This window comes from Fibrobacter sp. UWB11 (assembly GCF_900143015.1).
Lineage (GTDB): Bacteria > Fibrobacterota > Fibrobacteria > Fibrobacterales > Fibrobacteraceae > Fibrobacter.
The window spans coordinates 818,490-842,812 of the sequence record NZ_FSRT01000001.1 but is presented as its reverse complement, the minus strand read 5'-3'; the positions used below and the strand labels follow the sequence as shown (position 1 = coordinate 842,812).

The following is a 24,323-nucleotide window of genomic DNA, read 5'->3' as shown; positions in this document are numbered from 1 at the left end:
GAGTTTCACAGTGAGCGAATTTTCACACCTCGACGAGCTGGAAGCCGAAGCCATCTACATCATCCGCGAAGTCGCCGCTGAATGCGAAAAGCCGGTGATGCTGTATTCGATTGGCAAGGACAGTTCCGTCATGCTACATTTGGCTCTCAAGGCATTCTACCCCGAGAAGCCACCCTTCCCGTTCTTGCACGTGAATACCACGTGGAAGTTCCGCGAAATGATTGAGTTCCGCGACAACATTGCAAAAAAGCTCGGCATCGAAATGCTGGAATACATCAACCAAGATGGTGTCAAGCAAGGCATCAACCCGTTCGATCATGGTTCGGCTTACACCGACATCATGAAGACGCAAGCCTTGAAGCAAGCGCTGAACAAGTACGGCTTTACAGCTGCATTTGGCGGTGGACGCCGCGATGAAGAAAAGTCTCGCGCCAAGGAACGCATATTCTCGTTCCGCAATTCGGCCCACGCTTGGGACCCCAAGAACCAACGCCCGGAAATGTGGAAACTCTACAACACAAAAATCAATAAAGGTGAAAGCATCCGCGTTTTCCCAATTTCGAACTGGACCGAAAAAGATATTTGGCAGTACATCAAGCGCGAAAACATCGACATCGTTCCGCTTTACTTTGCAGCCCCGCGCCCGGTCGTGGTGCGCGACGGGAACATCATCATGGTCGATGACGAACGATTCCCATTGCGTGAAGGCGAAACACCCGAAATCAAGTCGGTGCGTTTCCGTACGCTCGGTTGCTATCCGCTCACGGGTGGCGTTGAATCAACAGCCACGACGCTTGACGAAATCATTGACGAAACATTAAGCGCAGTCTCTTCGGAAAGAACTTCACGTGTGATTGACAACGAAGCTGCCGGCAGCATGGAACGCCGCAAGAGGGAGGGCTATTTCTAATGAAAGGTTTATTGAAGTTTATTACTTGCGGTAGCGTTGACGACGGAAAATCAACCCTTATCGGTCACATTCTTTACGATTCCAAATTGCTTTACACCGACCAGGAAAAGGCCTTGGAATTGGACAGCAAAGTCGGCAGCCGCAGCGGTAAAATCGACTATTCACTTTTGCTCGACGGTCTTATGGCCGAACGCGAACAGGGCATTACCATCGATGTTGCATACCGCTATTTCACTACAGATCACCGCAGCTTTATCGTTGCCGACACTCCGGGGCATGAAGAATACACGCGCAACATGGCCGTGGGCGCATCTTTTGCCGACCTCGCAGTGATTCTCGTAGATGCATCGCAAGGCGTTCTCGTACAGACGCGTAGACACGCCCGCATTTGCAGGCTGATGGGTATTCGCCACTTTGTCTTTGCCGTGAACAAGATGGATCTTGTGGGCTACAGCGAAGATGTATTCAACAAAATCAAGGTACAAATCGCAGAACTTGCACAGACTCATTCCCTGAGCAACATACAAGTTATTCCGCTTTCGGCAACAGAAGGCGACAACGTTACCATCAAATCGAAAAACATTGCATGGTATCAAGGTCCTGCATTACTTGAATACCTTGAAAATGTCGATACATCAAGCTCTGCACTAGAAAAGGGATTTTACATGCCCGTGCAGCGCGTGAGCCGCCCCGACCGTACATTCCGCGGATTCCAAGGACAAATTGAATCTGGAACGATTCGCGTCGGAGACGTCATCAAATCCCTCCCGAGTTACGAGAAAGCATCCGTCAAAAGCATTCTCTACACAAACAGGAATGTCGAAGAAGCCCACGCTGGCGAACCGGTCACGATTACGCTAGACCGTGAAGTTGACGTATCGAGAGGTTGCGTGCTCGCTAGAGATGCAAGCATCGGTAGCTACAAGAAAATCAAGGCGTCACTTTTGTGGATGGATGACGAGCCGCTTTCGCTAGGCAAAGACTACCTCGTCAAAATCGGGACAAAGATTATTCCTGGAACACTCACGAAAATCGACTATGCCATTGACGTGAACACAGGCGCACACTTAGAAACAGAAAGCATTTCCAAAAACGGGATTGCCGTCTGCGAACTTGTTTTCGCCGAAGCCATTGTCGTTGATCTTTTTGAAAAGCACAAAACGCTTGGCGAGCTCATTCTCATTGACATCGTAACGCATGCAACAGCCGCTTGCGGCGTTGTTGAAGGGCTCTACGAAAAGCAACTTCAATCCAACGAAAAGGCAGCCTTTGTGCAAGGCGAGCGCCATGGTCGAGGAGAAATTTTTGAAGAATTTTTCTACGATACAGCAACGCTCTCTGTCGTAAAACAGCAACCCGTAAAGCAACACTACACGGTTGGTGACGAAATTCCCACCACAGGCGAAAGCTACCACTACCCCGATGATTTTGATATCATCATTTTGCGAGACAGTATCGCCGTCAAGGTTCGTGGCAAGCGCATCGCGGAAATCACCACGGCAGAGGAATACCACTACGGAAACGTTCCCGTCATCAATGGACGCGGCTTTGAAATCAAGGTCCATTCCGATGAAGACGTGAAGCAGTTGCTCAACGAATACGAAAAAGCAGGTATCGCAGGTCGTGAAGAATTCTTCCGCAAGTGGGCTTCATTCGACACTTATCGCAAAGTCGTATTGCATTAACATTTTTGCATATAGTACCTAACGTCATTCTTTGGTTACACTCCTCAGAATGGCGTTTCTTTTTCGTGCACGTAATTTACTTTATATTTATTTTAACAAATAAATTCTAATTAATTTACAATAATAACAAAAATCAATAACTCCGCATAAAAATTTAGTATTGGACAAACAGAAAAACGCGTTCTATATTTTGCCGCACAAAAACAACAACAACAACAACGAACCATACAACAACAAAAACAATAACAAGGAGTCACGAATGAACCAGACAATATCCAAAATCTTGATTACTACAGCACTGGTATCATCCATTTGCTCTGCTGAAGAAGCTGCTAAGGAAAGTACATTTAAGCTGACAGGAAACGTTCAGGCACAAACCATCAAATCACTTTATGACAACGATGCAGACAACACGCTCGACAATTCTTTCTTGCGAGCAAACATTGGTGCAAAGTACGACTCCGACCGTCTCAGCGCAGTGATTAACTTGCGCATTTTCAGTCCGGCTTTCGGCAACACGATTGATGGAAAGAACTACGACAAGATTTCCGCAGATACCTACTATGCCAACTACAAGTGGGATACCGAATACGGCAAGTTCAATCTTCAATTCGGTCGTTTCCGTACTGACTGGAGCGTTGGCGGCAACTTCGGTACTTATGTCGACGTAGCCCTCAACAAGCGTGGATTCCTCTCCCGCGATTACCAACATGATGCAGTCGCATTCGGTTATGAAAACGGGATTTCAACATTCAACGCCTTGCTCGGTACTTATGACGCCAAATTCAACACGGGTTATATCCGTTTTGAAGAAACACTCAAATTTGGCGATGCCAAAGTGAGCGCCGCATATCGCGTGAACGCACTTGACCCGATCCAGCATACAGCTCAGGTGACACACCGTGTTGCAGGTCGCGCAAGTTACTACTTCCAAAAGAACTTCGGCCTTTATGGTGAAGTCGCTTTAATCGCGACCGGCGATAGCGAAAATCTTAAGGTTGCAAATGCCATCAAGCCAGAATACGCACAAGATTCACGATACATTCCGTTCTTCGTCGGTTTGGAAATTCCGACCGCAGGATTCTTGAGCAATCTGTATGCCGAATTGGAATATCTCTCTAACCGAGACGAATTGCAGGCTGGTGCCGACGGAATCGCATGGACAATAAGTTTCATCAAGAAAATCAATGATTTCTCTAAAATCCAGGTGAACGTCTATAGTGAAAAGAAAGCATCCGACGTCGCTCTTGCAGCAAGATTCACAGCATCTCTCAAATAACACTTAGCACATCCCCGAGCGCCCTCAGCGCAGCATAACAGCTTCTTTGATCCATTTCGCTGAGGGCGTTTCTCTAAAAAAACAAATCACAACATTTAAAATAAAAAGAGGTTTATAACATGAATTTCAAAAAAATTACCATTGCATCCATCGCCCTTCTCTCCCTTGCCTTCACAGCCTGCTCTTCTTCTGAAGAAAAACACGAACACGGCAAGCAGACTCTCACCAACGTGTCGTACGACCCGACTCGTGAACTCTACGCCAACTACAATGTGGCTTTCGCCAAGCATTGGAAGGAAAAGACCGGCAAGGACGTTGAAATCACGCAGTCCCATGGCGGTTCTGGCAAGCAGGCCTTGGAAGTTGCAAACGGTCTCGAAGCCGATGTTGTCACGCTCGCTCTCGAATTCGACGTGAACGCCGTTCGTGATGCTGGGCTCATTGAACCGGGTTGGGTCAAGGAATTCCCGCTCAACAGCTCTCCCTACACCTCCACCATCGTGTTCTTGGTTCGCAAGGGCAACCCGAAAAATCTCAAGGACTGGGGCGACCTCGTGAAGCCCGGTATTGGCATCATTACGCCGAACCCGAAAACTTCTGGTGGCGCACGCTGGAACTACCTCGCCGCTTGGGCATGGGCAGAAAACCAGTATAACGGTGATCAGGAAAAAGCTAAGGATTTCGTGAAAAAACTCTACGCAAACGTTCTCGTTCTCGCCTCGGGCGCACGTGGCTCAACGACAACATTCATCGAAAACGGCCAGGGCGATGTGTTGCTCTCTTGGGAAAACGAAGCATTCCTTGCTCTTAAAGACTATCCGAATGACTACGAAATCGTGATTCCGAGCATCAGCATTTTGGCAGAACCTTCCGTTGCTATCGTGGACAAGGTAGTTGACAAGCGCGGCACACGCGAACTTGCTACCGAATACCTGAGCTACCTCTACTCCGACGAAGGCCAGCACATTGCCGCCAAGAATCACTATCGTCCGTCCAACAAGGAAATCCTCGCCCAGTACAAGGAATTCGACCCGAACGTGAACCTGTTCAGCATCGATCGCTTTGGCGGTTGGGATAAGGCTCAGAACACCCACTTCTCTAACGGCGGAATTTTCGACCAGATTTATGAAAAGAAGTAATCCGGTCTAAACAAATCTTCTTGTATAAACCGAGCGTTCCCAACTTTCGCGAAAGCAATGGTTGGGGGCGTTTCCGTTTTTTTGACAATTTGACATAATCATACTATCTTTGCGTTTCAAAACCTACTATTTTTATAGGTATGTTATGATTTTTCCACTTGCCGACAATATTTCAATAACGAAAAGTGAAGCCCTCGCCATACTAGATTTACAAAACGATGCACTCAGCGAACTCATCGAGGCCGCATACAAGTTAAGAACAAAATACAAAGGCAATCGGGTAAACATCCAGTTGCTCACAAATGTCCGTAGCGGCAACTGCACGCAAAACTGCGCTTATTGCGCTCAATCAAGAGATTCCGAAGCGCCAATCGAAAAATACCGTTATGTCGAAGATAAAAAACTTTACGGTGACAACGACCTCGTCGATGAGTTTCATCTTTCTAGACATTGCATTGGGCTTAGCGGGATTCACTTTGTCGATAGCGATATCGAAAGCCTTGCCGAGCGCATCCGCAAAATGAAAAAGAACGATACGCAAATTTGCTGTTCCATCGGATTCTTGACCGAACATCAAGCTCAAATTCTTAAAGACGCGGGATTAAACAGAATCAATCACAACTTGAATAGCAGCCGTCGTTTTTATCCAAGCATTTGCACCACGCACACATACCAAGAACGAATCGACAACTTAAAGATGTTGAAGCGCATCGGCTTTGAAATCTGCTCTGGCGGCATTATCGGTATGGGCGAAATAAAAGAAGACGTTGTGGACATGCTTTTTGAATTGAAAGAAATCAATCCCGAATCCGTCCCCATAAATTTTTTACTTCCAGTCAAGGGAACGCGACTTGCCGAACGCGACATTTCGGCACTGACTCCGGAATACTGCATCAAGGTTCTTTGCCTCGCGCGTTTGATGCTACCAAAATCGGACATCCGTTGCGCAGCCGGCCGAGAAGTCTATTTCAAGGGTCACGAAAAGACTTTGTTTAAAATTGCAGATTCCATTTTTGCATCCGGTTACTTGACCGAGGGCGGCCAAAGTCTCGAAGCCACATTCCGCACAATTGAAGAAGCGGGCTTTACGTGGCAAGTGGAAAGCGCTTAAATAAAATACGTCAAGTCAGATTTTTCGGTGGAGCCGAGCATCGTTGCAACGCCGCCCAGTTCTACCCCATCGATCAATTCCTCATGGGAGATTCCCATGAGTTCCATCGACATTTGGCACGCGACAAACTTGACACCTTTTTGTTGTGCGCTTTGGATTAATTCTTCCAGCGAAGACACGCCATTCTTTTTCATGACGGCACGGATCATCTTGGCGCCAATACCGCCAAAGTTCATACGAGAAAGGCCTAGCTTTTTAGAGCCTCGCGGCAGCATCAAGCTGAACATTTTTCCGATGAGCGATTTTTTCACACGGACTTTTTCGGGTCTGCGCAAAAGGCTTACGCCCCAAAAAGTAAAGAACATCGTCACCGGGCGCCCCATAGCGGCAGCACCATTCGCCATGATGAACGAAGCAATCGCCTTATCCAAATCGCCACTGAACACGACAAAAGTTTTGCCGTGTTCAAATTCTTTTTTTTCGGGTACAGGTGATTCTTTTTTCACGATGGTTGCGTAAATGACGCCGTCATTTTCGGTGAGTGATTTCAATTGATTTCCGGTACGCTGGCACCATACCTCGACATCCGAGAGAAACGCTTTTTCATCCGCTTCGACTTGGATTTCGTCACCAACAAAAGCCTTTTTGACGGTTTCATCAACCTTTACGATTGGACCAGGGCATTTCAATCCCTTGGCATCGACATAAAGCGCTTTCGGAGCCGCGTCAAGACCGCCCTCGATGTTATACACATCAAAATCCCTATCCGCAAGAATTTCTGCGACTTGTTCAGAGCGATCACCCGTAGAGCAAAAAACATAAACAGGTTTGTCCTTGGGGATGTAATCAATCTTTTTCGAAAGTTCAAAGAAAGGAATCTGAATCGCACCGTCCACAGGATGAACGATGACTTCGCCGGGTTCGCGAACATCAAGAAACGTCGAATTATTTACATCAATCTTATGGAAATCTTTTGCGGAAAAGTTCTTGACTTCGGACATTAAAACACCTTACTTTTTAAGTTCTAAAAATAATTTGTCGCAAATATAAAACTGCTTTTTACGAGCGTCCAATATATTTTTCTAATCGTTCGCTATCAGAATTTTCAATAACTGTTTTGCAGAATCATTTTTGTAGATTCGTTATCAAAAAGAAGAGTCCGTCAAACACAACAATAAAAGGATACTGTATGTACTCTACCCATTACATGGATTTGCTAATGCAAAACTCTCCTTGGAACCTCATTATCTTTATGGCAATTCCTGTCATTCTTGCCGAAACGATTGCCATTACGGATTTATTCCTGTTGCGAGCACCAAATGCACATCCGACACTTTCAAAAATCAACCGCATCGCCGGAATCCTTGCAGGGTTTTCATTCGTCGGGATTATAGCCTACTTCATTCCGAATGTCGTTATTCCGCTTGCTTCTACAGGAGAATTCAGAACATGGATTGATGTTGTGGCGATTGGCTCTTACATCCTTGCAGGCATTCCGATGATTTTGCTTGCTTTGTTGAACTTGAAACTTTTACTCCGTAAAGCAGGCGAAGATAAACGTTCGAATTGCGCCATTCTTTTGCTTGCCGCATTCCTCGTTCTCTCGCACATTGCGATGATCTTTGGTATGGTGGATCCAGGCATTGCCGGGTACTCTCCGAAGGCGGCAACAACAATAGAAATGCACCATCACCACCACCATCATTAACAATTACTTTATTCTAATACAAAAATCCTATAAAATGTGATACTTATTTAGTATTGGACATAACGAATGACGCGTTCTATATTTGCCTTCACTTATGAAGAGAACAAATAGAAGTGTCATTCCTGGCTTCGGCCTTACTACCGGCATCACGCTCACCATCTTAAGTGTCGTGGTGCTAATTCCGCTTGCGTCGCTCGTGGTGTTTTCGGCGCAAATGAGTTTCAGTGAAATCATCGAAACGATTACACGCGACAGAGTCTTGTCGAGTTTTAGAGTGAGTTTCGTGACGGCGTTCGTCGCCTCGCTTATTAACGCCGTAATGGGCATCATCCTTGCGTGGGTTCTCGTGAAGTACACATTCCCGCTAAAGCGCTTGGTTGACGGAATGATCGAACTCCCGTTCGCTTTGCCAACGGCTGTGGCAGGCATCGCATTGACCGCACTTACCGCAGACACGGGACTAATCGGCGGCTTTTTCGCCAAGTTCGGCGTGAAGATAGCCTTTACGCAAATCGGCATTACCGTTGCGCTTGTGTTTATCGGCATCCCGTTTGTCGTCCGCGCAGTACAACCGGTGCTTGAAAAACTGGACCCCGCTTACGAAGAAGCCGCAGGCGTCTTGGGTGCTTCACGCAGCCGCATTTTCTGGAAGATTATTTTCCCCGAAATCATTCCGGCCGCGTTGACAGGATTCGGGCTCGCATTCGGGCGTTGCCTAGGCGAATATGGCAGCGTCGTGTTCATTGCCGGCAACAAGCCGTTCGAAACAGAAATCGCCCCGCTCATCATCATGTCGGAATTGCAGGAATACGATTACGCAAGCGCCACAACAATTGCGCTCGTAATGCTCATCGCCTCATTCGTGACACTCTTCCTCGTGAACTTAATCCAGACGAGAAACACCAAAATTTTGAAGGGAGGAAATTAATGAACAAAGAGACAACTTCCTCAAAAGTCGTCAAGTGGACTTTAATCAGTATCAGCATCATTTTCGTGGTGCTAATGCTTTTGCTCCCGCTGATTACGGTGATTACAGAAGCATTCAAGCAAGGTTTTGCCGTGTACGAAAAAGCTGTGACCGACAATTACACCGTCAAGGCCATTTGGCTCACGCTAGAAGCAACGCTACTTGCCGTGCTCATCAATACCGTTTTCGGATTGAGTGCCGCTTGGTCCCTTACCAAATTCCAATTCAAAGGGAAAAAGATTCTCACGACGCTGATTGACTTGCCGGTGACCGTTTCACCGATTATCGCAGGCCTCATTTTCTTACTCACATTCGGACGCCAAAGCCCGTTATACCCGCTATTGCAAGATTGGGACATCAAAATCGTATTTGCAGTTCCTGGCATTGTTCTTGCTACAATTTTCGTGACTTTCCCGTTCATTTCGCGCGAACTGATTCCCGTCTTGGAAGCACGCGGTAACGACGAAGAAGAAGCGGCAGCGCTGATGGGCGCAAAAGGCTGGACGATATTCAGCAAAATCACATTTCCGCATATCAAATGGGCTTTTTTGTACGGCGTGGTGCTTTGCGCAGCCCGTGCGATGGGTGAATTCGGCGCAGTTTCGGTGATTTCGGGTCATTTGCGCGGAAAGACGAACACGCTTCCGTTGCATGTAGAAATTCTATTTAACGAATTCCAGTATGTGCCCGCATTTGCCGTAGCGTCGATCCTCGTGATGCTCGCCATCATCATCTTGATTGCAAGAAGTTTAATCGAATACAACGGAAAGAAGAAACACAAAGTTGAGCCGTAGGAGATTTTATGTACGTAGAACTAAAACACATCAACAAACATTTTGGAAATTTCAAGGCCTCCGACGATGTTTCCTTCGGTATCGAAAAGGGTAAGCTCATTGGCCTTCTGGGCCCGAGCGGTTCGGGAAAGACAACGATTCTCCGCATGATTGCAGGGCTCGAAACACCCGACAACGGCGACATCATCATTGACGGAAAAATCATCAACAATGTGCCCGCCAGCAAGCGCGGCATCGGATTTGTGTTCCAGAGTTACGCTCTGTTCCGCTACATGACTGTTTTCGAGAATATCGCTTTCGGACTCCGCGTTCTGAAGAAACCCGAAAACGAAATCAAGGAACGCGTCGCGGAACTCGTCAAGTTGATTGGGCTAGAAGGTCTCGAAAAACGCTACCCGAGCCAGCTTTCGGGTGGCCAGAGGCAGCGAGTGGCCTTTGCACGTGCGCTTGCACCTAATCCGCAGTTGCTTTTGCTCGATGAACCATTTGCCGCCATTGACGCAAAGGTGCGTCAAGAACTCCGTCACTGGCTCAAAGAAATGATTGCAAAGCTCGGCGTCACAAGCATTTTCGTCACCCACGACCAAGACGAAGCCATCGAAGTCGCCGACGAAATCATCATCATGAACAAGGGCCGCATCGATCAAATCGGCAAACCGCTTGATGTGTATAGCACGCCCAAAACTTCTTTTGTAGCTTCCTTCTTCGGCCAGCCTTCCATTTTCAAGGATTACAGCAAGTTCAATAGCTTTGAAGCAATTGATGGCGCAGAACAAGCCATCGTGCGTCCCGAATTTGTCAAGGTCACCAAAAAAGACGAAACGCAAAAATACGGAAAATCCGCTCAAGAAGGTGTCGTAACCGACGTAGCTTTCCGCGGAAGCGGCATCGAATTGACCGTTTTGGTAAACGGAGAAACACTTACGGCAAGACGCAGCTTTGACGAGCCAAGCGTTTCTGTCGGTGAAAAAGTCGATGTATTCGTCTACCGCATTTTCGTAACCGCAGGCGACAACGCCTATTTACTTGAGAACAAGTCGTTCCGAGATCCTGTTATCGTGATTTAGCAATTTCGTATAAAGTTTTACTATCAACCACGATAAAAATTAAGTATTGGACGAATGTAAAAGCGCGTTCTATATTTGCCCTTAAACCTATGGAGAGTCTAAAACATGGCAGCAGATTACGCAACACTTAAAAAAGGCGGCTGGATGCGCCAAAAGCAGAAGAACAACTTCTCGCTGCGCGTACGAGTCGTTGGCGGCAACCTGACCGCAACACAACTTGCAAAAATAGCCGAAGTCGCCGAAAAATATGGCGAAGGCTACGCACATTTGACCTCGAGACAGAGTGTCGAAATTCCGTTCATTAAACTCGAAAATGTTGACGACGTAAAGGCAGCCCTTGCCGAAGGCGGCGTAGAACCTGGTGTTTGTGGCCCTCGCGTGAGAACGATTACCGCATGCCAGGGCGAAGCGGTTTGCCCTAGCGGCTGTATCGACACTTACGCCATCGCAAAAGAACTGGACGATCGCTACTTCGCTCGAGAACTTCCGCATAAGTTCAAATTTGGCGTGACCGGTTGTCAGAACAACTGTCTCAAGGCCGAAGAAAATGACGTGGGCATCAAGGGCGCCATCAAGGTAAAATGGCTCGAAAGCGCCTGCATCGGCTGTGGCGTTTGCGCCAAAGCTTGCCGCAGAAACGCCATCCGCATCGAAAACAAAAAAGTCATCTTTGATGAATCCCAGTGCAACTTCTGCGGACGTTGCTACAAGTCCTGCCCCACAGATGCCTGGGAAGCAACACACGGCTACATTGTTTCTTTCGGCGGTCTTTTTGGCAATTCCATCAACAAGGGTGAAACAATCATTCCGTTCGTAGAAGACAAGCAAAAGCTGCTTGAAATTTGTGATGCAGCCATTTCGTTCTTTGCCGAAAACGCAAATCCGGGCGAACGATTCAAATTCACCATCGACCGCATTGGTCATGATGTCTTTGCTCAAAAAATCAAGGACGCCTACAACAGCGCTCCTTAAGCGTAAAACCTTAAACACACAAGGAGCCCGTTTGTTCTAGACGGGCTTTTTTAGTGCATTTTTATAAAAATTTCCTATAAGAAGCAAAATTAGTTCTTTACTAAATACCAAACCATAAACCCTTAATTTGACTAGGCTTAACCCTATATTTATTATAGGATTTGACTATAAAACGCCATATAAATTTAGTATTGGACAATTACTAAACCTCGTTCTATATTTGCCTACGAAAATTATAGGAATATGTACGGAGAACCTAATGGATTTTAATACTACTTTATTGCATCATAATTTTGGAAGTGAACGAAGTACCGGCTCTACGCTTACCCCTATTTACCAAGTCAGTGCATTTTCGCAAGAATCCGCAGAGAAACTCGAAGCTGTTTTTAACAATAGGGCTCCGGGTTTTGCATATACGCGCATTGGAAACCCCACGACAGATTCTTTCGAAAGGCGCATTGCATCTCTTGAAAAGGGCATTGGCGCCATAGCCTGCTCGTCGGGCATGGCTGCCGTGACGATGTCGCTCTTGAACATTTTGCAGTCCGGCGACGAAGTTATTGCAAGTACGGCATTGTTTGGCGGCACGATCGACTTGTTCCACGATTTGGAAGCATTCGGCATTAAAACCCGTTACGTCACAGAAGTTACCGCTGAGAGCGTTCGTTCGCAATTGAGCGATAAGACCAAGGCAGTTTTTACAGAACTTATCGGCAACCCGAAACTCAATGTCGTTGATATTCAAAGCGTTGCAGATGTCGCACACGAAGCAGGCGTCCCGCTGATTGTCGACAGCACGACAGCAACTCCTTACCTTGTTCATCCTTTTGACTTTGGCGCAGATATCGTTGTCCACTCCTCTTCCAAGTACATCAACGGAAACGGCAGTGCCATCAGCGGCATCATCGTCGATAGCGGAAAATTCAAGTGGGATTACACCAAATACAAGGGCTTGGAAGAATACAAACGCTTTAGCAAGTTCGCTTATCTCGCGAAACTCCGCAATGGTGTATGGCGCAATATCGGTTGTTGTATCGCCCCCGCTACCGCATTCCTCAACTCGCTCGGGCTTGAAACTCTCGGGCTCCGCATGGAACGCCTTTGTGATAACGCCTTGCAACTCGCTGAATTTTTGCAGGGTTTCGAAGGCATCACCGTCAACTATCCCGGCTTAAAAAACAGCCCTTACTACGATCTTGTTCAAAAGCAGTTTAACGGCAAGGGCGGCGCCATCATTTCAATTGACGCAGGCACCAAGGAAAAAGCGTTCAAGCTCATCAACAACTTGAAATACGCTACGATTGCCACGAACATTGGCGACTTGCGCACGCTCGTCATCCACCCGGAAAGTACGATTTTCACGCATGCCACCCAAGAGCAAAAAGAAAACGCCGGCGTGTTCGAAGGCTCTATCCGCATTAGCGTAGGCATCGAAGATATTGATGACCTCAAGGAAGATTTCGAACAAGCTATAAAGCAGATTTCGTAGCTATTAACCAATGACCATTGACTAATAACTAACGACCATATAAAAAATTTCGATAACTCAGCATAAAAATTAAGTATTGGACAAAGTAAAAAATGCGTTCTATATTTAGCATCAAAATTAAAGTACGGAGATAAAAATGTCAGAAGAATTTAAAATAGACGACACCGTCGACGTCACCGACGTCAAATGCCCCACTACATTTGTCAAGGCAAAAGTCGCCATCGAAGAACTTGACGAAGGTCAGATTCTCGCTGTGCGCCTGAATGACGGCGAACCGGTGCAGAATGTGCCGCGCAGCCTCAAGGAAGAAGGCCACGAAATCCTCAAGCTCAACGACAACCAAGACGGAACCTTTACGCTGTTTGTAAAAAAGGTCGGGGACTAAGTAAAAAAGGCGATCCCGGAACACGTCCGGGATGACAGCAAAAACATTTAACAAAAAAAGGAATTTCAAACATGTTTATTACTGTTGCAGGAAACAAGAAAGAAGTTAAAGACGGCCTCACCGTCGCAGAACTCATTGAACAAGAAAAGGTCGAAACGCCGCAGTATGTGACCGTTTCCCTCAACGATGAATTTGTCGAAAACGGCAATTTCGCAACGACCGCTCTCAAGGACGGCGACAACGTCGAATTCCTCTACTTCATGGGAGGTGGTCAGTAATGGCTTTTACTAACGAACAACTTGAACGCTATTCCCGCCACATCATCCTCAAGGAAGTGGGCGCAAAGGGCCAGAAGAAGCTTTTGAACGCCAAGGTGCTCGTCATTGGCGCAGGTGGCCTCGGTGCTCCTGTCGCTATGTACCTCGCCGCCGCAGGCGTTGGCACCATCGGCATTGCCGATGCAGACGTCGTTGACCTTTCCAATTTGCAGCGCCAGATAATACACGCTACAAAGGACGTGGGCAAGCCCAAGGTGCAGTCCGCCAAGGAAACGATGGAAGCGATGAACCCGGATGTCAAGGTGATTACGTACCACACGTTCGTCACCAGCGAAAACATCATGGACCTCATCAAGGATTACGATTTTATCATTGATGGAACCGACAACTTCCCGGCAAAGTTCCTCATCAACGACGCATGCGTCATGGCCAAGAAGCCGTTCTCTCACGCGGGCATTATCCGCTTCCAGGGGCAGCTCATGACGTACGTTCCGGGTCAAGGTCCGTGCTACCGCTGCGTCTTCAAGGAACCCCCTCCGAAAGATGCCGTGCCGACTTGCAAGCAGGCAGGCGTAATCGGCGCTATGGGCGGTGTTATCGGAAGCCTCCAGGCGATGGAAGCCGTCAAGTACATTCTCGGTGTCGGCAATTTGCTCACGGGATACTTGCTCACCTACAATGCGCTCACGATGGAATTCCGCAAGATCAAGCTCCCGACGAACACGAAGGATTGCGCAGTCTGCGGTGACCATCCGACGATTGACCATCTGATCGACTACGAACAAGCCGTCTGTGAGATGAAGCACTAAGGAATTTCAATGATTACAATTTCAAAAGATAATTATCAAAAAATCCTGGAGCATGCCCAGAAGAACCTCCCCGAAGAGGCTTGCGGGCTGATTGCCGGGAAAATTGAGGGGAACGACAAGCATATTGAAAAGGTTTACCTGCTCACGAACATAGACCATTCCAATGAGCACTTTTCGCTTGACCCCAAGGAACACTTAGCCGCCATCAAGGATATGCGCCAAAATGGCCTATCCCCGCTTGGCAACTGGCATTCTCACCCTGAATCCCCGTCGCGCCCGTCGCAAGAAGACAAGCGCCTCGCTTTCGACAGCAAGGCTAGCTACTTGATTCTTTCGCTGATGGACCGCGCAAATCCGGTACTCAATTCGTTCCATATCGAAGGCGACAACGCCACAAACGAAGGCTTGGTGATTGAGTAATTAAAAAGCGCTCCGCTCAATAGCGAAGGCGCTCTTTTTGAATCTCCGTACAATGGTGTCCCCGGGATCCTTGTGAAATTCCGATTCCGGGGGCACTTCTCTTTAGGAGAAAATTTTGACAACCAAATTTAGTAAAATAGTTTCAGAGCAAATGGCTTTAGCCGCAAAAAAAGCATACCCAAGTGAATGCTGCGGCATTTTGGTTGGAAAAAAGTCTGAAAAGGGCGAAATCGAAGTCACCGATATTCGCGAAGCCCCAAACCTGTTTCATGGGCAAAAATCTGTCCATTTTCAAATAGACCCGCTATTTATCTACCACTTGGAACAAGAAATCGAAGCCAGCGGTCTTGAGATTGTCGGCGTTTACCACTCACACCCCGACTGTCCCGCCATCCTCTCCAAAGAAGACGAGAATTACATGGTCCCCGGCCTCGAATACGTCATCATGTCTGTAAAAAACGGCGAAGTCGTAGATGTGAAAAGCTATCAGCGGGATTTGCAATGAGTTATAGCCTAACGTTTCAAAACGAGTTTGGCTATAAATAAAATCAATATCTCAGCATAAAAATTAAGTATTGGACAAACGGATTTTTACGTTCTATATTTCGGCTTGAAAAATCCTACAAGTATTGTGGGAAAATTTGTACGGAAACAACACTTTTTAGGGAACCTCTACTTGAGCGGCCCAATGTACGGAGAAAAAAGTGAAAATATACATATCAGCAACACTCAGGAATTTCTTTGGGAAGAACTCCCAAGTAGAAGCCCCTGCCGATACGGTCAGAAAGGCTCTCGCATTTTTAACGACGACTTACCCAGAAGGAGAAAAGGTTCTTTACGACGACAATAAAAAGGTCAGGGACTTCATCCAGATTTACGTCAACAACAAAAAATTGACCGTTGAAACGATTTGGGACGCCACTCTTCCAGAAGATACCGAAATTCTACTTTTGCCCGCCATCGCTGGCGGTGCACCGACCGACGCTCCCGTAGAGAGCCTAATTTCGGACGAAAGGCGCAAAGCCGTTTCATTTGATGATTCTGAAATCGAACGTTTCGGCAAGCACCTGATGCTCCGCGATATCGGCGTCAAGGGTCAAAAGCGCATCAAGGCCGCAAAAGTGGTCGTCGTAGGCGCAGGAGCCCTCGGTTCCCCAGTCATCCAATACCTCGCCGCTGCAGGCGTTGGCACCATCAAGGTCATCGATTTTGACGAAGTCTCGCTTGAAAATTTGCAGAGCCAAGTCATTCACGGCACACGCGATGTCAAGCGTCCAAAAGTCGCCTCCGCAAGGGACAAAGTAAAAAACATCAACAAGACAATAGTCTTCGAAGCCGTCAAGGAACAGCTCGACGCATCGAACATCGAAGCTGAAATTGAAGGCTACGATTTAGTCGTCGATTGCACAGACAACTACAAGGCTCGCTACTTGATCAACGATGCTTGCGCACTGCACGGCATTCCGGTTGTATTCGGCGCCATTTACCAGTTCGAAGGCCAAGTCGGCGTATTCAATCTGGATGGCGGTCCGTGCTTGCGTTGCCAATACCCATCTCCTCCGCCGGCAGGGCTCATCCCCTCTTGCGCAGAAGGTGGTGCCATCAGTCCGCTCCCAGGCATCATCGGTAGCATCCAAGCGAATGAAGCGCTCAAGCTCATCTTGGGAATCGGCGAACACCTGAACGGCAAAATTCTCCATGTCGATAGCTTGTACTTGTCATCGAGAATTCTCAAAGTCGAACGCAATTGCCATTGCCCGATTTGCGGGAACAACCCGACAATCACGAGCGTTGAAGAAATCGACTACGAAGAACTTTGCGGATTGAAGACCACAAACGAAACGCCTGTAGAAGGATTCACGCCCGAAGAACTTGCCAAGCGCATCGACAACGGCGACGACATGACCATCGTGGATGTCCGCGAACCGCACGAACGCGCAATTCTGCGATTCCCGAACGCCATCGTGATTCCGATTGGACAGCTCGTCCGCAGGCAAAAGGAACTCGACCCGAACAAGGATACCATTTTCGTCTGCAAGCAGGGCAAACGCAGCGAACTCGCCATCAACACCTTGCGCGAAGCGGGTTACACCGGTCCTCTGTACAACTTGAAGGGCGGTATCGACGCAATGAAGGACATCATGTTCTCGCACGAAGGCGCTTGGTTATAACAGAGGGTTTTGAATAGGGAAAAGCTATGTCAAAAAAATTTTTCGACAAGGGCAGATTCTCGTAACAACAAGATAAGCTTATTATTTTCTAATATTCGCACTTAAATACTAGGAAAATAGTTTTAAACACAACTAACAATAAGAGGTAAACCATTATGGCAAATGAAGCAGAAAAGAACACGGGCCTTAACGCCCTCGGCGCCAAGGCCGCATACAACCTGGCGAACGTCACCAAGACCAAGCCGCAATTTGGCGCGCTCACGCCCAAGTGGCTCACCAAGTTCCTTGAATTCAAGGGTCTCGAAACAGGTCTTTTCCGCGTGAACAAGGTCGTCGAAGGCCAGACACCGCTCGACATTCTCTGCAGCGCAACCAAGAAGTCTGACATTATCCCGGAAGGCTACGTCGAATACGAAACCGAACCGCGTGAATACAAGCTCAACTCCATTTCCACGATCATCAACGTCAACACCGCTATCGAAGACGTTTACAGCTCTCCGTATGATCAGGTTCAGGAACAGCTCGGTCTCGCTATCGAATCTCTCCGCGAACGTCAGGAAAGCCAGCTCATCAACAATGACGACTACGGTCTCTTGAAGAACATCGCTGACACCCAGCGCATCCAGCCGCTCCGCGACGATGGCCGTCCGACTCCGGACGATCTCGATGAACTCATCTCCAAGGTTTGGAAGGAACCGTCCTTCTTCCTCGCCCACCCGCGTGCTATTGCAGCTTTCGAACGCGAATGCACCCGCCGTGGCGTGCCGCCTGTCGTCGTTGACATCGCCGGTGGCAAGTTCCTCACCTGGCGCGGCATTCCTCTCGTCCCGACCGACAAGCTCCTTGTCGATGGCGTGAAGAATCCGAAGTCCAAGGGTGGCAAGACCAACATCTTGCTCGTCCGTACTGGCGAAGCAAAGCGCGGTGTTATCGGTCTCTTCCAGGCTGGCCTCAAGAACGAACACTCTCGCGGCCTCTCCGTGCGTTTCCGCGGTATCGACAACAAGGGTGTCGCATCTTACCTCCTGTCGCTCTACTGCTCTGCAGCAATCCTTTCCGACGACGCTATCGCAGTCCTTGAAGACGTAGAGGTTGGCGAATACTATGACTACGAATAATCCAGAAACCAGATCGCTGGAAGAACTCGCCGGAGTTCCCAATGCGGCTGAACTGGAGCAATTGGCAAATGCGTATTTTCCGGATTTGACGGATAGCGCATACGCAGCAACCCCCGCTGCTCCCGAAGCGCAGAATGCATCTGCAGCACAGGGTGTCAGTGCAGCACAGGGTGCCGCAGCCATTAGCCAAACTCCAGCTTTCGACTGGGAACATCCCTTTGCGACTTATGGCGACCAGCCGACATCTTCGGCTCCGTTTGCCTACGGCGGAAGTTCTACAGACACCTGGCTCAACACGGTCGAAGCCCCTGCGGTTCCCGAATCGCAGTTTGCATCGCAGCTGAGCGATATTCCGACAGCCCCCGCACCGGCTCAGGGTTACTCCCCGAAAGTCGTGTCCAAGACGCAGGCTGCCGAAGCTAATCGCCAGATCGACGCTCCGACATCTCTCGGTGGTGACTCCGTGAAGACAGGTTCTGCAAACAGCGGCGCAAATTCTCGCAACGATTCCATCCGCATCGGTTCCAAGACGCTTGCCCAGATCCGTTCTGACTTCCCGATTCTTTCGAAGCAGATCAACGGTCATCCACTCGTTTGGCTCGATAACGGTGCAACGACGCAGCGCCCGCAGGTAGTCATTGACCGCCTCAAGTACTACTACGAAAACGAAAACTCCAACGTTCACCGTGGCGCACACACGCTCGCGGCAGCATCGACAGACGCATACGAAAACGCACGCAACATTGTTCGTGACTTTATCGGTGCTCCGTCTTCTCAGGAAGTCGTTTTTGTTCGCGGTACGACCGAAGCTATTAACTTGGTTGCAAACGCTTACGTAAAGCCGACGCTCCAGCCGGGTGACGAGATCATCGTTTCCATCCTGGAACATCACGCCAACATCGTTCCTTGGCAGCTCATTGCCGAAGAAACAGGTGCCGTGATTAAGGTAATTCCGTGCGATTCTACCGGTCAGCTCAAGCTCCACGATTACGAAGCATTGTTCACGAAGCGCACCAAGTTCGTTTCCGTGACGCATGTTTCGAACGTGCTCGGCACTGTGACCCCGATTGAAGAACTCATCGCCATCGCTCATAGACACGGCGTGAGAATCCTCATTGACGGTGCACAGTCTATCGCTCACATTCCGGTGAATGTCGCAGCCCTCGACGCAGACTTCTTCGTGTTCTCTGGACACAAGGTGTTTGCTCCGACCGGCATCGGCGTTATCTATGGCAAAAAGGAATTGCTCGAAGCAGCAAGACCTTACCATGGCGGCGGTAACATGATTGCGGACGTGACGTTCGAACGCACCATTTACAACGGAATTCCGAACAAGTTCGAAGCAGGAACGGGAAGCATCGCCGACGCTGTTGGCCTTGGTGCTGCACTCCAGTACCTCTCCGAAATCGGAATGCCCTGCGTATTCCGTTGGGAACATGAACTGTTGCAGTATGGCCTCAAGGAATTGAAGACCGTCAAGGGAATTCACCTTGTAGGAACCGCACTCAACAAGGCATCTGCGCTTGCCTTCAAGCTCGACGGTTATTCCGACGAAGAAGTTGGCAAGAGACTCGATGCTTACGGCGTTGCCGTTCGCACCGGTCATCACTGCGCACAGCCTGTCTTACGCCATTTCGGATACGAAAGTACCGTGCGACCCACTCTCGCACTCTACAACTCGCCCGATGACATCGATGCACTCGTAAGAGCGCTGAAGACGTTCGCGTAAGTTAGATAACAGGTGATTGGTTTTAGGAGAGTCATCCTGAGCAGAGTGCCTAGCACGAAGTCGATATACGATACTTGGCAACTTGTTGCCTTAGTAGAGTTAGGTTCGAAGGAGCAGGATTCAGGGCATTTTAACTGGATACTTCGCCTTTCAGACTCAGTATGACGCCTAAAGCTTATCACTTTAATTTTTTACTTCCTACTCAAACTATGCACGAACTTATCCAAGAATCTGAAGTTGAAAAAGCCGTACAAATTATTTTCGACGATTACAATCGCGGCAAGCATATCGACAATATCGATATTTACAATCGACCCGACCAGGCCGAGATCCAGACGATTTTGCAGAATTTGATTCGAGTCGTTTATCCTGGACACTTCAGAGATCGTACGCATAAGATTTACAATCCGAAAAACAGCTTTGCAGTTCTTATCGAAGATATCTTCTACCATCTCCACAAACAGGTGGCAATTGCTTTGGATTACTGTAAGCTTCGTGGCACTATGACTTCCGATGAACGCAAAATCGAAAGTTACAGAATTTGTAAGGAATTTTTCGCCAAGATTCCGCAAATCCGTGAATTCCTAGAAACGGACTTGCACGCAGCCTATGACGGCGACCCGGCTGCCGGCTGCCTTGACGAAATCATCCTCGCCTACCCCGGCCTCATGGCAACGACAATCTACCGCATTGCCCATGAGCTCTACCTTTTGCACGTTCCGGTTCTCCCGCGACTCATGACCGAATACGCACACTCTAAAACGGGTATCGATATTCACCCGGGTGCAACCATCGGCAAATACTTCTTTATCGATCACGGTACCGGCATTGTAATTGGCGAAACAGCAGTCATCGGCAAGAATGTGAAGATTTATCAAGGCGTTACGCTGGGAGCACTTTCCACACGAGGCGGCCAAAGACTCTCCGGCAAAAAGCGCCACCCGACAATTCAGGATAACGTCACTATTTATGCAGGCGCATCCATTCTCGGCGGCGATACGGTCGTAGGTGAAAATGCGGTCATCGGCGGCAACGCATTCATTACACGTTCCATCGATGCCAACACCCGCGTCAGCATCAAGAATTTGGAACTCGACTACACCACAACCGATAGCAAAAAACACAAAACCACAGAAATCACGCAAAGTGACGATTGGTACTACATTATTTAGTGATTAGTAAACAGTGGATAGTAGGCTGTAGACGGCAAGAAGTGTCATGCCCCGCTCGACGGGGCATCTCCTTTTTAAAGTCAAATATCAAGTCAGTCATTTTACTACAATTACACTAGGAAATATACGGAGATTTTATGAACTACCTGATTGTACCTGGTTTAAATAATTCAGACGAAAAACATTGGCAAACTTTTTGGGAAAAGAGCTTGCCCAATACGCTTCGCGTGCAACAACATAGTTGGGACAATCCGCAAAAAAACGATTGGATTGCAACTCTCGGCGATACAATTCAAAAATTGAATCAGGATACAATTATCGTAGCGCATAGTCTTGGCGTGGCAACAACAGTCATGTACCTCACGCAAAATCAAGGTAAAATTCCGGCACACATCAAAGGAGCTTTCCTAGTTTCTCCGAGCGATGTGGACAACATCGAAGTCATCAAATCTTTTGCACCAATGCCATTAGAAAAATTACCTGTTCCCGCATGCGTTGTCGCCAGCGAAAACGATCCGTTCGTCTCTATGGAACGTGCTGAATTTTTCGCATCCGCTTGGGGCGTAAAGTTATTCAACGCCGGTAAACTCGGGCATATCAATTCTGCAACAGACTTACGTGAATGGGAACAAGGCCGAGCATTTCTTGCTGCATTTGAAGAAAGCCTTTAAGCCGACCTATTCTCAAATAAAATATTCAGTAGTTACCAATAAATTAAATCTATAATACACGATATTAATTTAGTATTGGACAAAGCTATAACTGCGTTCTATATTTTCAAAAAAATATAGCCACATGGAGGCTTTTAAATGTCCAAACTAAATTCAAAAAAAGATATCAATACAGCAAATATCGCTGATTCAAACAATTGGAATTTTGCAACAAAATGTCTACAAGCCGGCTGGAAGCCCAAGATTGGTGAGCCGCGCGTTCTCCCAATTTTCCAATCAACTACTTACAAGTACGAAGATGTAGACGAAGTCGAAAGACTTTTCGCACTGAAGCAATCCGGCAATAAATACACCCGCACCGGAAACCCAACCGTTGCTGCGTTCGAAAGCAAAATTACGGAACTCGAAGGCGGCGTAGGCGCAGTAGCCACAGCATCAGGGCAATCCGCTGTGTTGTTGGCCATTTCGAATCTCGTAAAAGCAGGCGACCACATTGTTGCAAGCAAACACATTTATGGCGGCAGTTACACGCTGCTTAGCGTAAGACTTTCAAAACTCGGCATTGAGACCACATTCATCAATCCCGAAGATTCCATTGCAGAACTTCGCAAGGCTTTCCGCCCGAACACCAAGCTCATTTTCGGAGAAACGATCGGAAATCCTGCCTTGGGTATTCTGGATTTCGATAAATTTTCGAAACTCGCCAAAGAATTTGACGTTCCCTTCCTTGTCGACAACACGCTCGCCACACCATTCCTTGTAAAGCCCTTACAGCATGGCGCAAACGTGGTCATTCATTCCGCAACAAAGTATATCGACGGCCACGCAATTGCTCTTGGCGGTGTCGTGATTGACGGCGGCAACTATAATTGGGAAAACGGAAAATTTCCAGACCTCGTAGAACCCGATGCTCAATACGCCAACACTTCCTATACTAAAAAATTTGGACGAGCCGCATTTATCGCAAAGGCACGGGCTCAATATTTGCGTGATTTCGGCGCAGCATTAAGCCCGTTCAACGCATTCCTTTTGAATCTCGGTCTCGAAACGCTCCACTTGCGCATGCCGCAACACAGCAACAACGCTTTAGCATTAGCTGAATTCCTTTCCAAAAATCCAGCTGTCAACTGGGTTAGCTATCCGGGACTCAAATCTAGCCCAAATTTCAAGCGCATCCGCAAATACTTCGACTATCAAGGCGGTAGCGGTGTGCTCACATTCGGTCTCAAGGGCGGCAAAACAGCTATTCGTTCATTTGTCAAAGCCTTGAAAGTCGCAGCCCTCGTGGTACATGTAGGTGATGCACGTACAAGCGTTTTGCATCCGGCAACAAGTACACATTCGCAGCTTTCTCCTAAAGATAGGCTCGCCGCAGGCATCCCCGACGATATGATTCGTGTATCCGTCGGTATCGAAGATCCACGCGATATTATTGCAGACTTCGAACAAGCTATTAATACAAGTATCAAAGGCGGTAAGTAATTGAGTATCATTGTTGATGTTAATAAATACCTTTCCTTAGATAGCGCTCCAAAACACATCAAGGATTACCTGTCTATTGAAGTCGCTGATCACGCTTACCTGCCTAAAACAGAAGACATCAAAAGCGACTGGGTCGCCTATATTGCAGCCCCAGCATTCAAGCTCATCCGCGAAAAATTAGGCAAAGACATCGAAGCCTTCGCCTCTATTGGCACCGGTTCTGGAATTGATGTTTTGACAGGCATCGAACTTTTGGGAGCAAAGCGAGTCGGTTTCACGGATCTGCAAAAAAGTGTCGTTGCAGCAGCCGCACAAAACGTTAGGAACAATGTAAAAGACTTCAAATCCATTGAGTTTGAATTTGGCAATGGAGATCTTCTACAGCCGCTCCAAAACGGCAAACGAAAATTCGATGTCATTTACGAGAACCTCCCCAACGTTCCTCTTGCAAGCGATACAAAGATTGAAGACAAACGCAACAGCGGCCATTACTTGGAAAAACGCATAGAGCCAATTCCCGAATTCGTACACGAGCAAATGCTAGACTTGCATTACCTCGCACTCAAGCAAGCCAAAGAATTCTTGGCAGAAGACGGGGCGGTCTATTCTACGCTCGGCGGGCGCGTTCCATTAAACGCATTTATCAAGCTTGGCGAATTTGCAGGGCTCAATTCCGAAATTTTCACATACTCCTGGAAAGTTCAGGCAGAACCAGAAGACGTGATTTCGGGATACGCCGCACAAGAAAAGGCCGGACTCGGACCATTCCGTTTCTACCGCGCAAGCGACTTGCAAAAAGCATTCGCATCCGTCACGGTCAAGGAATCCGGAAGCCGCGCTTTCGAAATCGAAAAGTCACTGGACTCCGTAAAACTTTCCGCTAACGCCGCATACGAAGCATTCAAACAAGGCGAAACCATAGGCCACACCGTTGCTGTATTAAAATCAAGTACAAGATAAATAATTT

At 47.8% G+C, this 24,323-nt stretch carries 24 protein-coding genes; 23 read left to right on the top strand and 1 reads right to left on the bottom strand.

Going from position 1 to position 24,323, the window contains the following annotated elements; genetic code table 11:
* Positions 1-10 precede the first annotated feature (10 nt).
* From cysD to bioB, 5 genes are all read left to right on the top strand, one after another.
* Positions 11-910 carry a sulfate adenylyltransferase subunit CysD gene (gene cysD / locus BUQ91_RS03680; protein ID WP_254794383.1) on the top strand — a complete coding sequence of 300 codons (900 nt, stop codon included), beginning with the start codon at positions 11-13 and terminating at the stop codon, positions 908-910.
* Complete coding sequence (locus BUQ91_RS03675) at positions 910-2,595, top strand: sulfate adenylyltransferase subunit 1 (protein ID WP_074208190.1); 1,686 nt, start codon at positions 910-912, stop codon at positions 2,593-2,595. Before cysD ends, BUQ91_RS03675 begins: the two co-directional genes overlap by 1 nt.
* 259 nt (positions 2,596-2,854) lie before the next feature.
* Positions 2,855-3,874 (top strand): hypothetical protein, encoded by a 1,020-nt coding sequence (locus tag BUQ91_RS03670; RefSeq protein WP_074208912.1) that lies wholly within the window; start codon positions 2,855-2,857, stop codon positions 3,872-3,874.
* Between the two features lie 119 nt (positions 3,875-3,993).
* The gene (locus tag BUQ91_RS03665; RefSeq protein ID WP_074208189.1) at positions 3,994-5,013 is read left to right on the top strand and encodes a sulfate ABC transporter substrate-binding protein; all 1,020 of its coding nucleotides are present in this window, start codon (positions 3,994-3,996) and stop codon (positions 5,011-5,013) included.
* 145 nt (positions 5,014-5,158) lie between these two features.
* Positions 5,159-6,124, top strand: a complete 966-nt coding sequence (gene bioB / locus BUQ91_RS03660; protein WP_074208188.1) for a biotin synthase BioB — start codon at positions 5,159-5,161, stop codon at positions 6,122-6,124.
* Here bioB and BUQ91_RS03655 read toward each other — a convergent pair.
* Positions 6,121-7,125 (bottom strand): DsrE/DsrF/DrsH-like family protein, encoded by a 1,005-nt coding sequence (locus BUQ91_RS03655; RefSeq protein ID WP_074208187.1) that lies wholly within the window; start codon positions 7,123-7,125, stop codon positions 6,121-6,123. The two genes, bioB and BUQ91_RS03655, sit on opposite strands and share 4 nt — an antisense overlap.
* A 188-nt stretch (positions 7,126-7,313) precedes the next feature.
* Between BUQ91_RS03655 and BUQ91_RS03650 the strand changes: the two genes are divergently transcribed.
* The 18 genes from BUQ91_RS03650 (at position 7,314) to BUQ91_RS03565 (ending at position 24,316) form a co-directional block, all read left to right on the top strand.
* Positions 7,314-7,832, top strand: a complete 519-nt coding sequence (locus BUQ91_RS03650) for a DUF6803 family protein (RefSeq protein WP_074208186.1) — start codon at positions 7,314-7,316, stop codon at positions 7,830-7,832.
* Between the two features lie 94 nt (positions 7,833-7,926).
* Positions 7,927-8,760: a sulfate ABC transporter permease subunit CysT gene (cysT, locus tag BUQ91_RS03645; RefSeq protein WP_074208185.1), complete on the top strand. Its 834-nt coding sequence runs from the start codon at positions 7,927-7,929 to the stop codon at positions 8,758-8,760.
* The gene (cysW, locus tag BUQ91_RS03640) at positions 8,760-9,593 is read left to right on the top strand and encodes a sulfate ABC transporter permease subunit CysW (RefSeq protein ID WP_074208184.1); all 834 of its coding nucleotides are present in this window, start codon (positions 8,760-8,762) and stop codon (positions 9,591-9,593) included. The genes cysT and cysW overlap by 1 nt, the downstream gene beginning before the upstream one ends.
* An 8-nt stretch (positions 9,594-9,601) precedes the next feature.
* Positions 9,602-10,660 carry a sulfate/molybdate ABC transporter ATP-binding protein gene (locus tag BUQ91_RS03635; protein ID WP_074208183.1) on the top strand — a complete coding sequence of 353 codons (1,059 nt, stop codon included), beginning with the start codon at positions 9,602-9,604 and terminating at the stop codon, positions 10,658-10,660.
* A gap of 105 nt (positions 10,661-10,765) precedes the next feature.
* Positions 10,766-11,632, top strand: coding sequence for a 4Fe-4S binding protein (locus BUQ91_RS03630; RefSeq protein ID WP_074208182.1), 867 nt, complete (start codon positions 10,766-10,768; stop codon positions 11,630-11,632).
* A 259-nt stretch (positions 11,633-11,891) separates the two neighbouring features.
* Positions 11,892-13,121, top strand: coding sequence for an O-acetylhomoserine aminocarboxypropyltransferase/cysteine synthase family protein (locus BUQ91_RS03625; protein WP_074208181.1), 1,230 nt, complete (start codon positions 11,892-11,894; stop codon positions 13,119-13,121).
* A gap of 136 nt (positions 13,122-13,257) precedes the next feature.
* Positions 13,258-13,506: a sulfurtransferase TusA family protein gene (locus BUQ91_RS03620; RefSeq protein ID WP_074208180.1), complete on the top strand. Its 249-nt coding sequence runs from the start codon at positions 13,258-13,260 to the stop codon at positions 13,504-13,506.
* A gap of 71 nt (positions 13,507-13,577) precedes the next feature.
* The gene (gene thiS / locus BUQ91_RS03615) at positions 13,578-13,784 is read left to right on the top strand and encodes a sulfur carrier protein ThiS (protein WP_072828213.1); all 207 of its coding nucleotides are present in this window, start codon (positions 13,578-13,580) and stop codon (positions 13,782-13,784) included.
* Entirely contained in the window at positions 13,784-14,593 is an 810-nt protein-coding gene (gene thiF, locus BUQ91_RS03610) for a thiazole biosynthesis adenylyltransferase ThiF (RefSeq protein WP_073424443.1), read from the top strand. The genes thiS and thiF (BUQ91_RS03610) overlap by 1 nt, the downstream gene beginning before the upstream one ends.
* Before the next feature lie 9 nt (positions 14,594-14,602).
* Positions 14,603-15,013 carry a M67 family metallopeptidase gene (locus tag BUQ91_RS03605; protein ID WP_074208179.1) on the top strand — a complete coding sequence of 137 codons (411 nt, stop codon included), beginning with the start codon at positions 14,603-14,605 and terminating at the stop codon, positions 15,011-15,013.
* 115 nt (positions 15,014-15,128) lie between these two features.
* Positions 15,129-15,518, top strand: a complete 390-nt coding sequence (locus BUQ91_RS03600; RefSeq protein WP_139299682.1) for a M67 family metallopeptidase — start codon at positions 15,129-15,131, stop codon at positions 15,516-15,518.
* Between the two features lie 199 nt (positions 15,519-15,717).
* Positions 15,718-17,184, top strand: a complete 1,467-nt coding sequence (thiF, locus tag BUQ91_RS03595; RefSeq protein WP_074208177.1) for a thiazole biosynthesis adenylyltransferase ThiF — start codon at positions 15,718-15,720, stop codon at positions 17,182-17,184.
* A 155-nt stretch (positions 17,185-17,339) separates the two neighbouring features.
* Complete coding sequence (locus tag BUQ91_RS03590; protein ID WP_074208176.1) at positions 17,340-18,302, top strand: family 2A encapsulin nanocompartment shell protein; 963 nt, start codon at positions 17,340-17,342, stop codon at positions 18,300-18,302.
* Positions 18,289-20,031, top strand: coding sequence for a cysteine desulfurase (locus tag BUQ91_RS03585; protein WP_074208175.1), 1,743 nt, complete (start codon positions 18,289-18,291; stop codon positions 20,029-20,031). Before BUQ91_RS03590 ends, BUQ91_RS03585 begins: the two co-directional genes overlap by 14 nt.
* A gap of 209 nt (positions 20,032-20,240) precedes the next feature.
* On the top strand, positions 20,241-21,203 hold the full coding sequence (epsC, locus tag BUQ91_RS03580) for a serine O-acetyltransferase EpsC (RefSeq protein WP_072828220.1): 963 nt from the start codon (positions 20,241-20,243) through the stop codon (positions 21,201-21,203).
* A 137-nt stretch (positions 21,204-21,340) separates the two neighbouring features.
* A complete protein-coding gene (locus tag BUQ91_RS03575; protein ID WP_072828221.1) occupies positions 21,341-21,874 on the top strand; it encodes an RBBP9/YdeN family alpha/beta hydrolase in 534 nt (177 codons plus the stop codon).
* A 138-nt stretch (positions 21,875-22,012) separates the two neighbouring features.
* Positions 22,013-23,356 (top strand): O-acetylhomoserine aminocarboxypropyltransferase/cysteine synthase family protein, encoded by a 1,344-nt coding sequence (locus BUQ91_RS03570; RefSeq protein ID WP_074208174.1) that lies wholly within the window; start codon positions 22,013-22,015, stop codon positions 23,354-23,356.
* On the top strand, positions 23,357-24,316 hold the full coding sequence (locus BUQ91_RS03565; RefSeq protein WP_074208173.1) for a 50S ribosomal protein L11 methyltransferase: 960 nt from the start codon (positions 23,357-23,359) through the stop codon (positions 24,314-24,316).
* Positions 24,317-24,323: the final 7 nt, after the last annotated feature.

Bases quoted from the DNA above. Each gene is read 5' to 3' on its own strand.
- BUQ91_RS03675 (WP_074208190.1), top strand. From the start codon at position 910: ATGAAAGGTTTATTGAAGTTTATTACTTGCGGTAGCGTTGACGACGGA.
- BUQ91_RS03670 (WP_074208912.1), top strand. From the start codon at position 2,855: ATGAACCAGACAATATCCAAAATCTTGATTACTACAGCACTGGTATCA.
- BUQ91_RS03665 (WP_074208189.1), top strand. From the start codon at position 3,994: ATGAATTTCAAAAAAATTACCATTGCATCCATCGCCCTTCTCTCCCTT.
- bioB (WP_074208188.1), top strand. From the start codon at position 5,159: ATGATTTTTCCACTTGCCGACAATATTTCAATAACGAAAAGTGAAGCC.
- BUQ91_RS03655 (WP_074208187.1), bottom strand. From the start codon at position 7,125: ATGTCCGAAGTCAAGAACTTTTCCGCAAAAGATTTCCATAAGATTGAT.
- BUQ91_RS03650 (WP_074208186.1), top strand. From the start codon at position 7,314: ATGTACTCTACCCATTACATGGATTTGCTAATGCAAAACTCTCCTTGG.
- cysT (WP_074208185.1), top strand. From the start codon at position 7,927: ATGAAGAGAACAAATAGAAGTGTCATTCCTGGCTTCGGCCTTACTACC.
- cysW (WP_074208184.1), top strand. From the start codon at position 8,760: ATGAACAAAGAGACAACTTCCTCAAAAGTCGTCAAGTGGACTTTAATC.
- BUQ91_RS03635 (WP_074208183.1), top strand. From the start codon at position 9,602: ATGTACGTAGAACTAAAACACATCAACAAACATTTTGGAAATTTCAAG.
- BUQ91_RS03630 (WP_074208182.1), top strand. From the start codon at position 10,766: ATGGCAGCAGATTACGCAACACTTAAAAAAGGCGGCTGGATGCGCCAA.
- BUQ91_RS03625 (WP_074208181.1), top strand. From the start codon at position 11,892: ATGGATTTTAATACTACTTTATTGCATCATAATTTTGGAAGTGAACGA.
- BUQ91_RS03620 (WP_074208180.1), top strand. From the start codon at position 13,258: ATGTCAGAAGAATTTAAAATAGACGACACCGTCGACGTCACCGACGTC.
- thiS (WP_072828213.1), top strand. From the start codon at position 13,578: ATGTTTATTACTGTTGCAGGAAACAAGAAAGAAGTTAAAGACGGCCTC.
- thiF (WP_073424443.1), top strand. From the start codon at position 13,784: ATGGCTTTTACTAACGAACAACTTGAACGCTATTCCCGCCACATCATC.
- BUQ91_RS03605 (WP_074208179.1), top strand. From the start codon at position 14,603: ATGATTACAATTTCAAAAGATAATTATCAAAAAATCCTGGAGCATGCC.
- BUQ91_RS03590 (WP_074208176.1), top strand. From the start codon at position 17,340: ATGGCAAATGAAGCAGAAAAGAACACGGGCCTTAACGCCCTCGGCGCC.
- BUQ91_RS03585 (WP_074208175.1), top strand. From the start codon at position 18,289: ATGACTACGAATAATCCAGAAACCAGATCGCTGGAAGAACTCGCCGGA.
- epsC (WP_072828220.1), top strand. From the start codon at position 20,241: ATGCACGAACTTATCCAAGAATCTGAAGTTGAAAAAGCCGTACAAATT.
- BUQ91_RS03575 (WP_072828221.1), top strand. From the start codon at position 21,341: ATGAACTACCTGATTGTACCTGGTTTAAATAATTCAGACGAAAAACAT.
- BUQ91_RS03570 (WP_074208174.1), top strand. From the start codon at position 22,013: ATGTCCAAACTAAATTCAAAAAAAGATATCAATACAGCAAATATCGCT.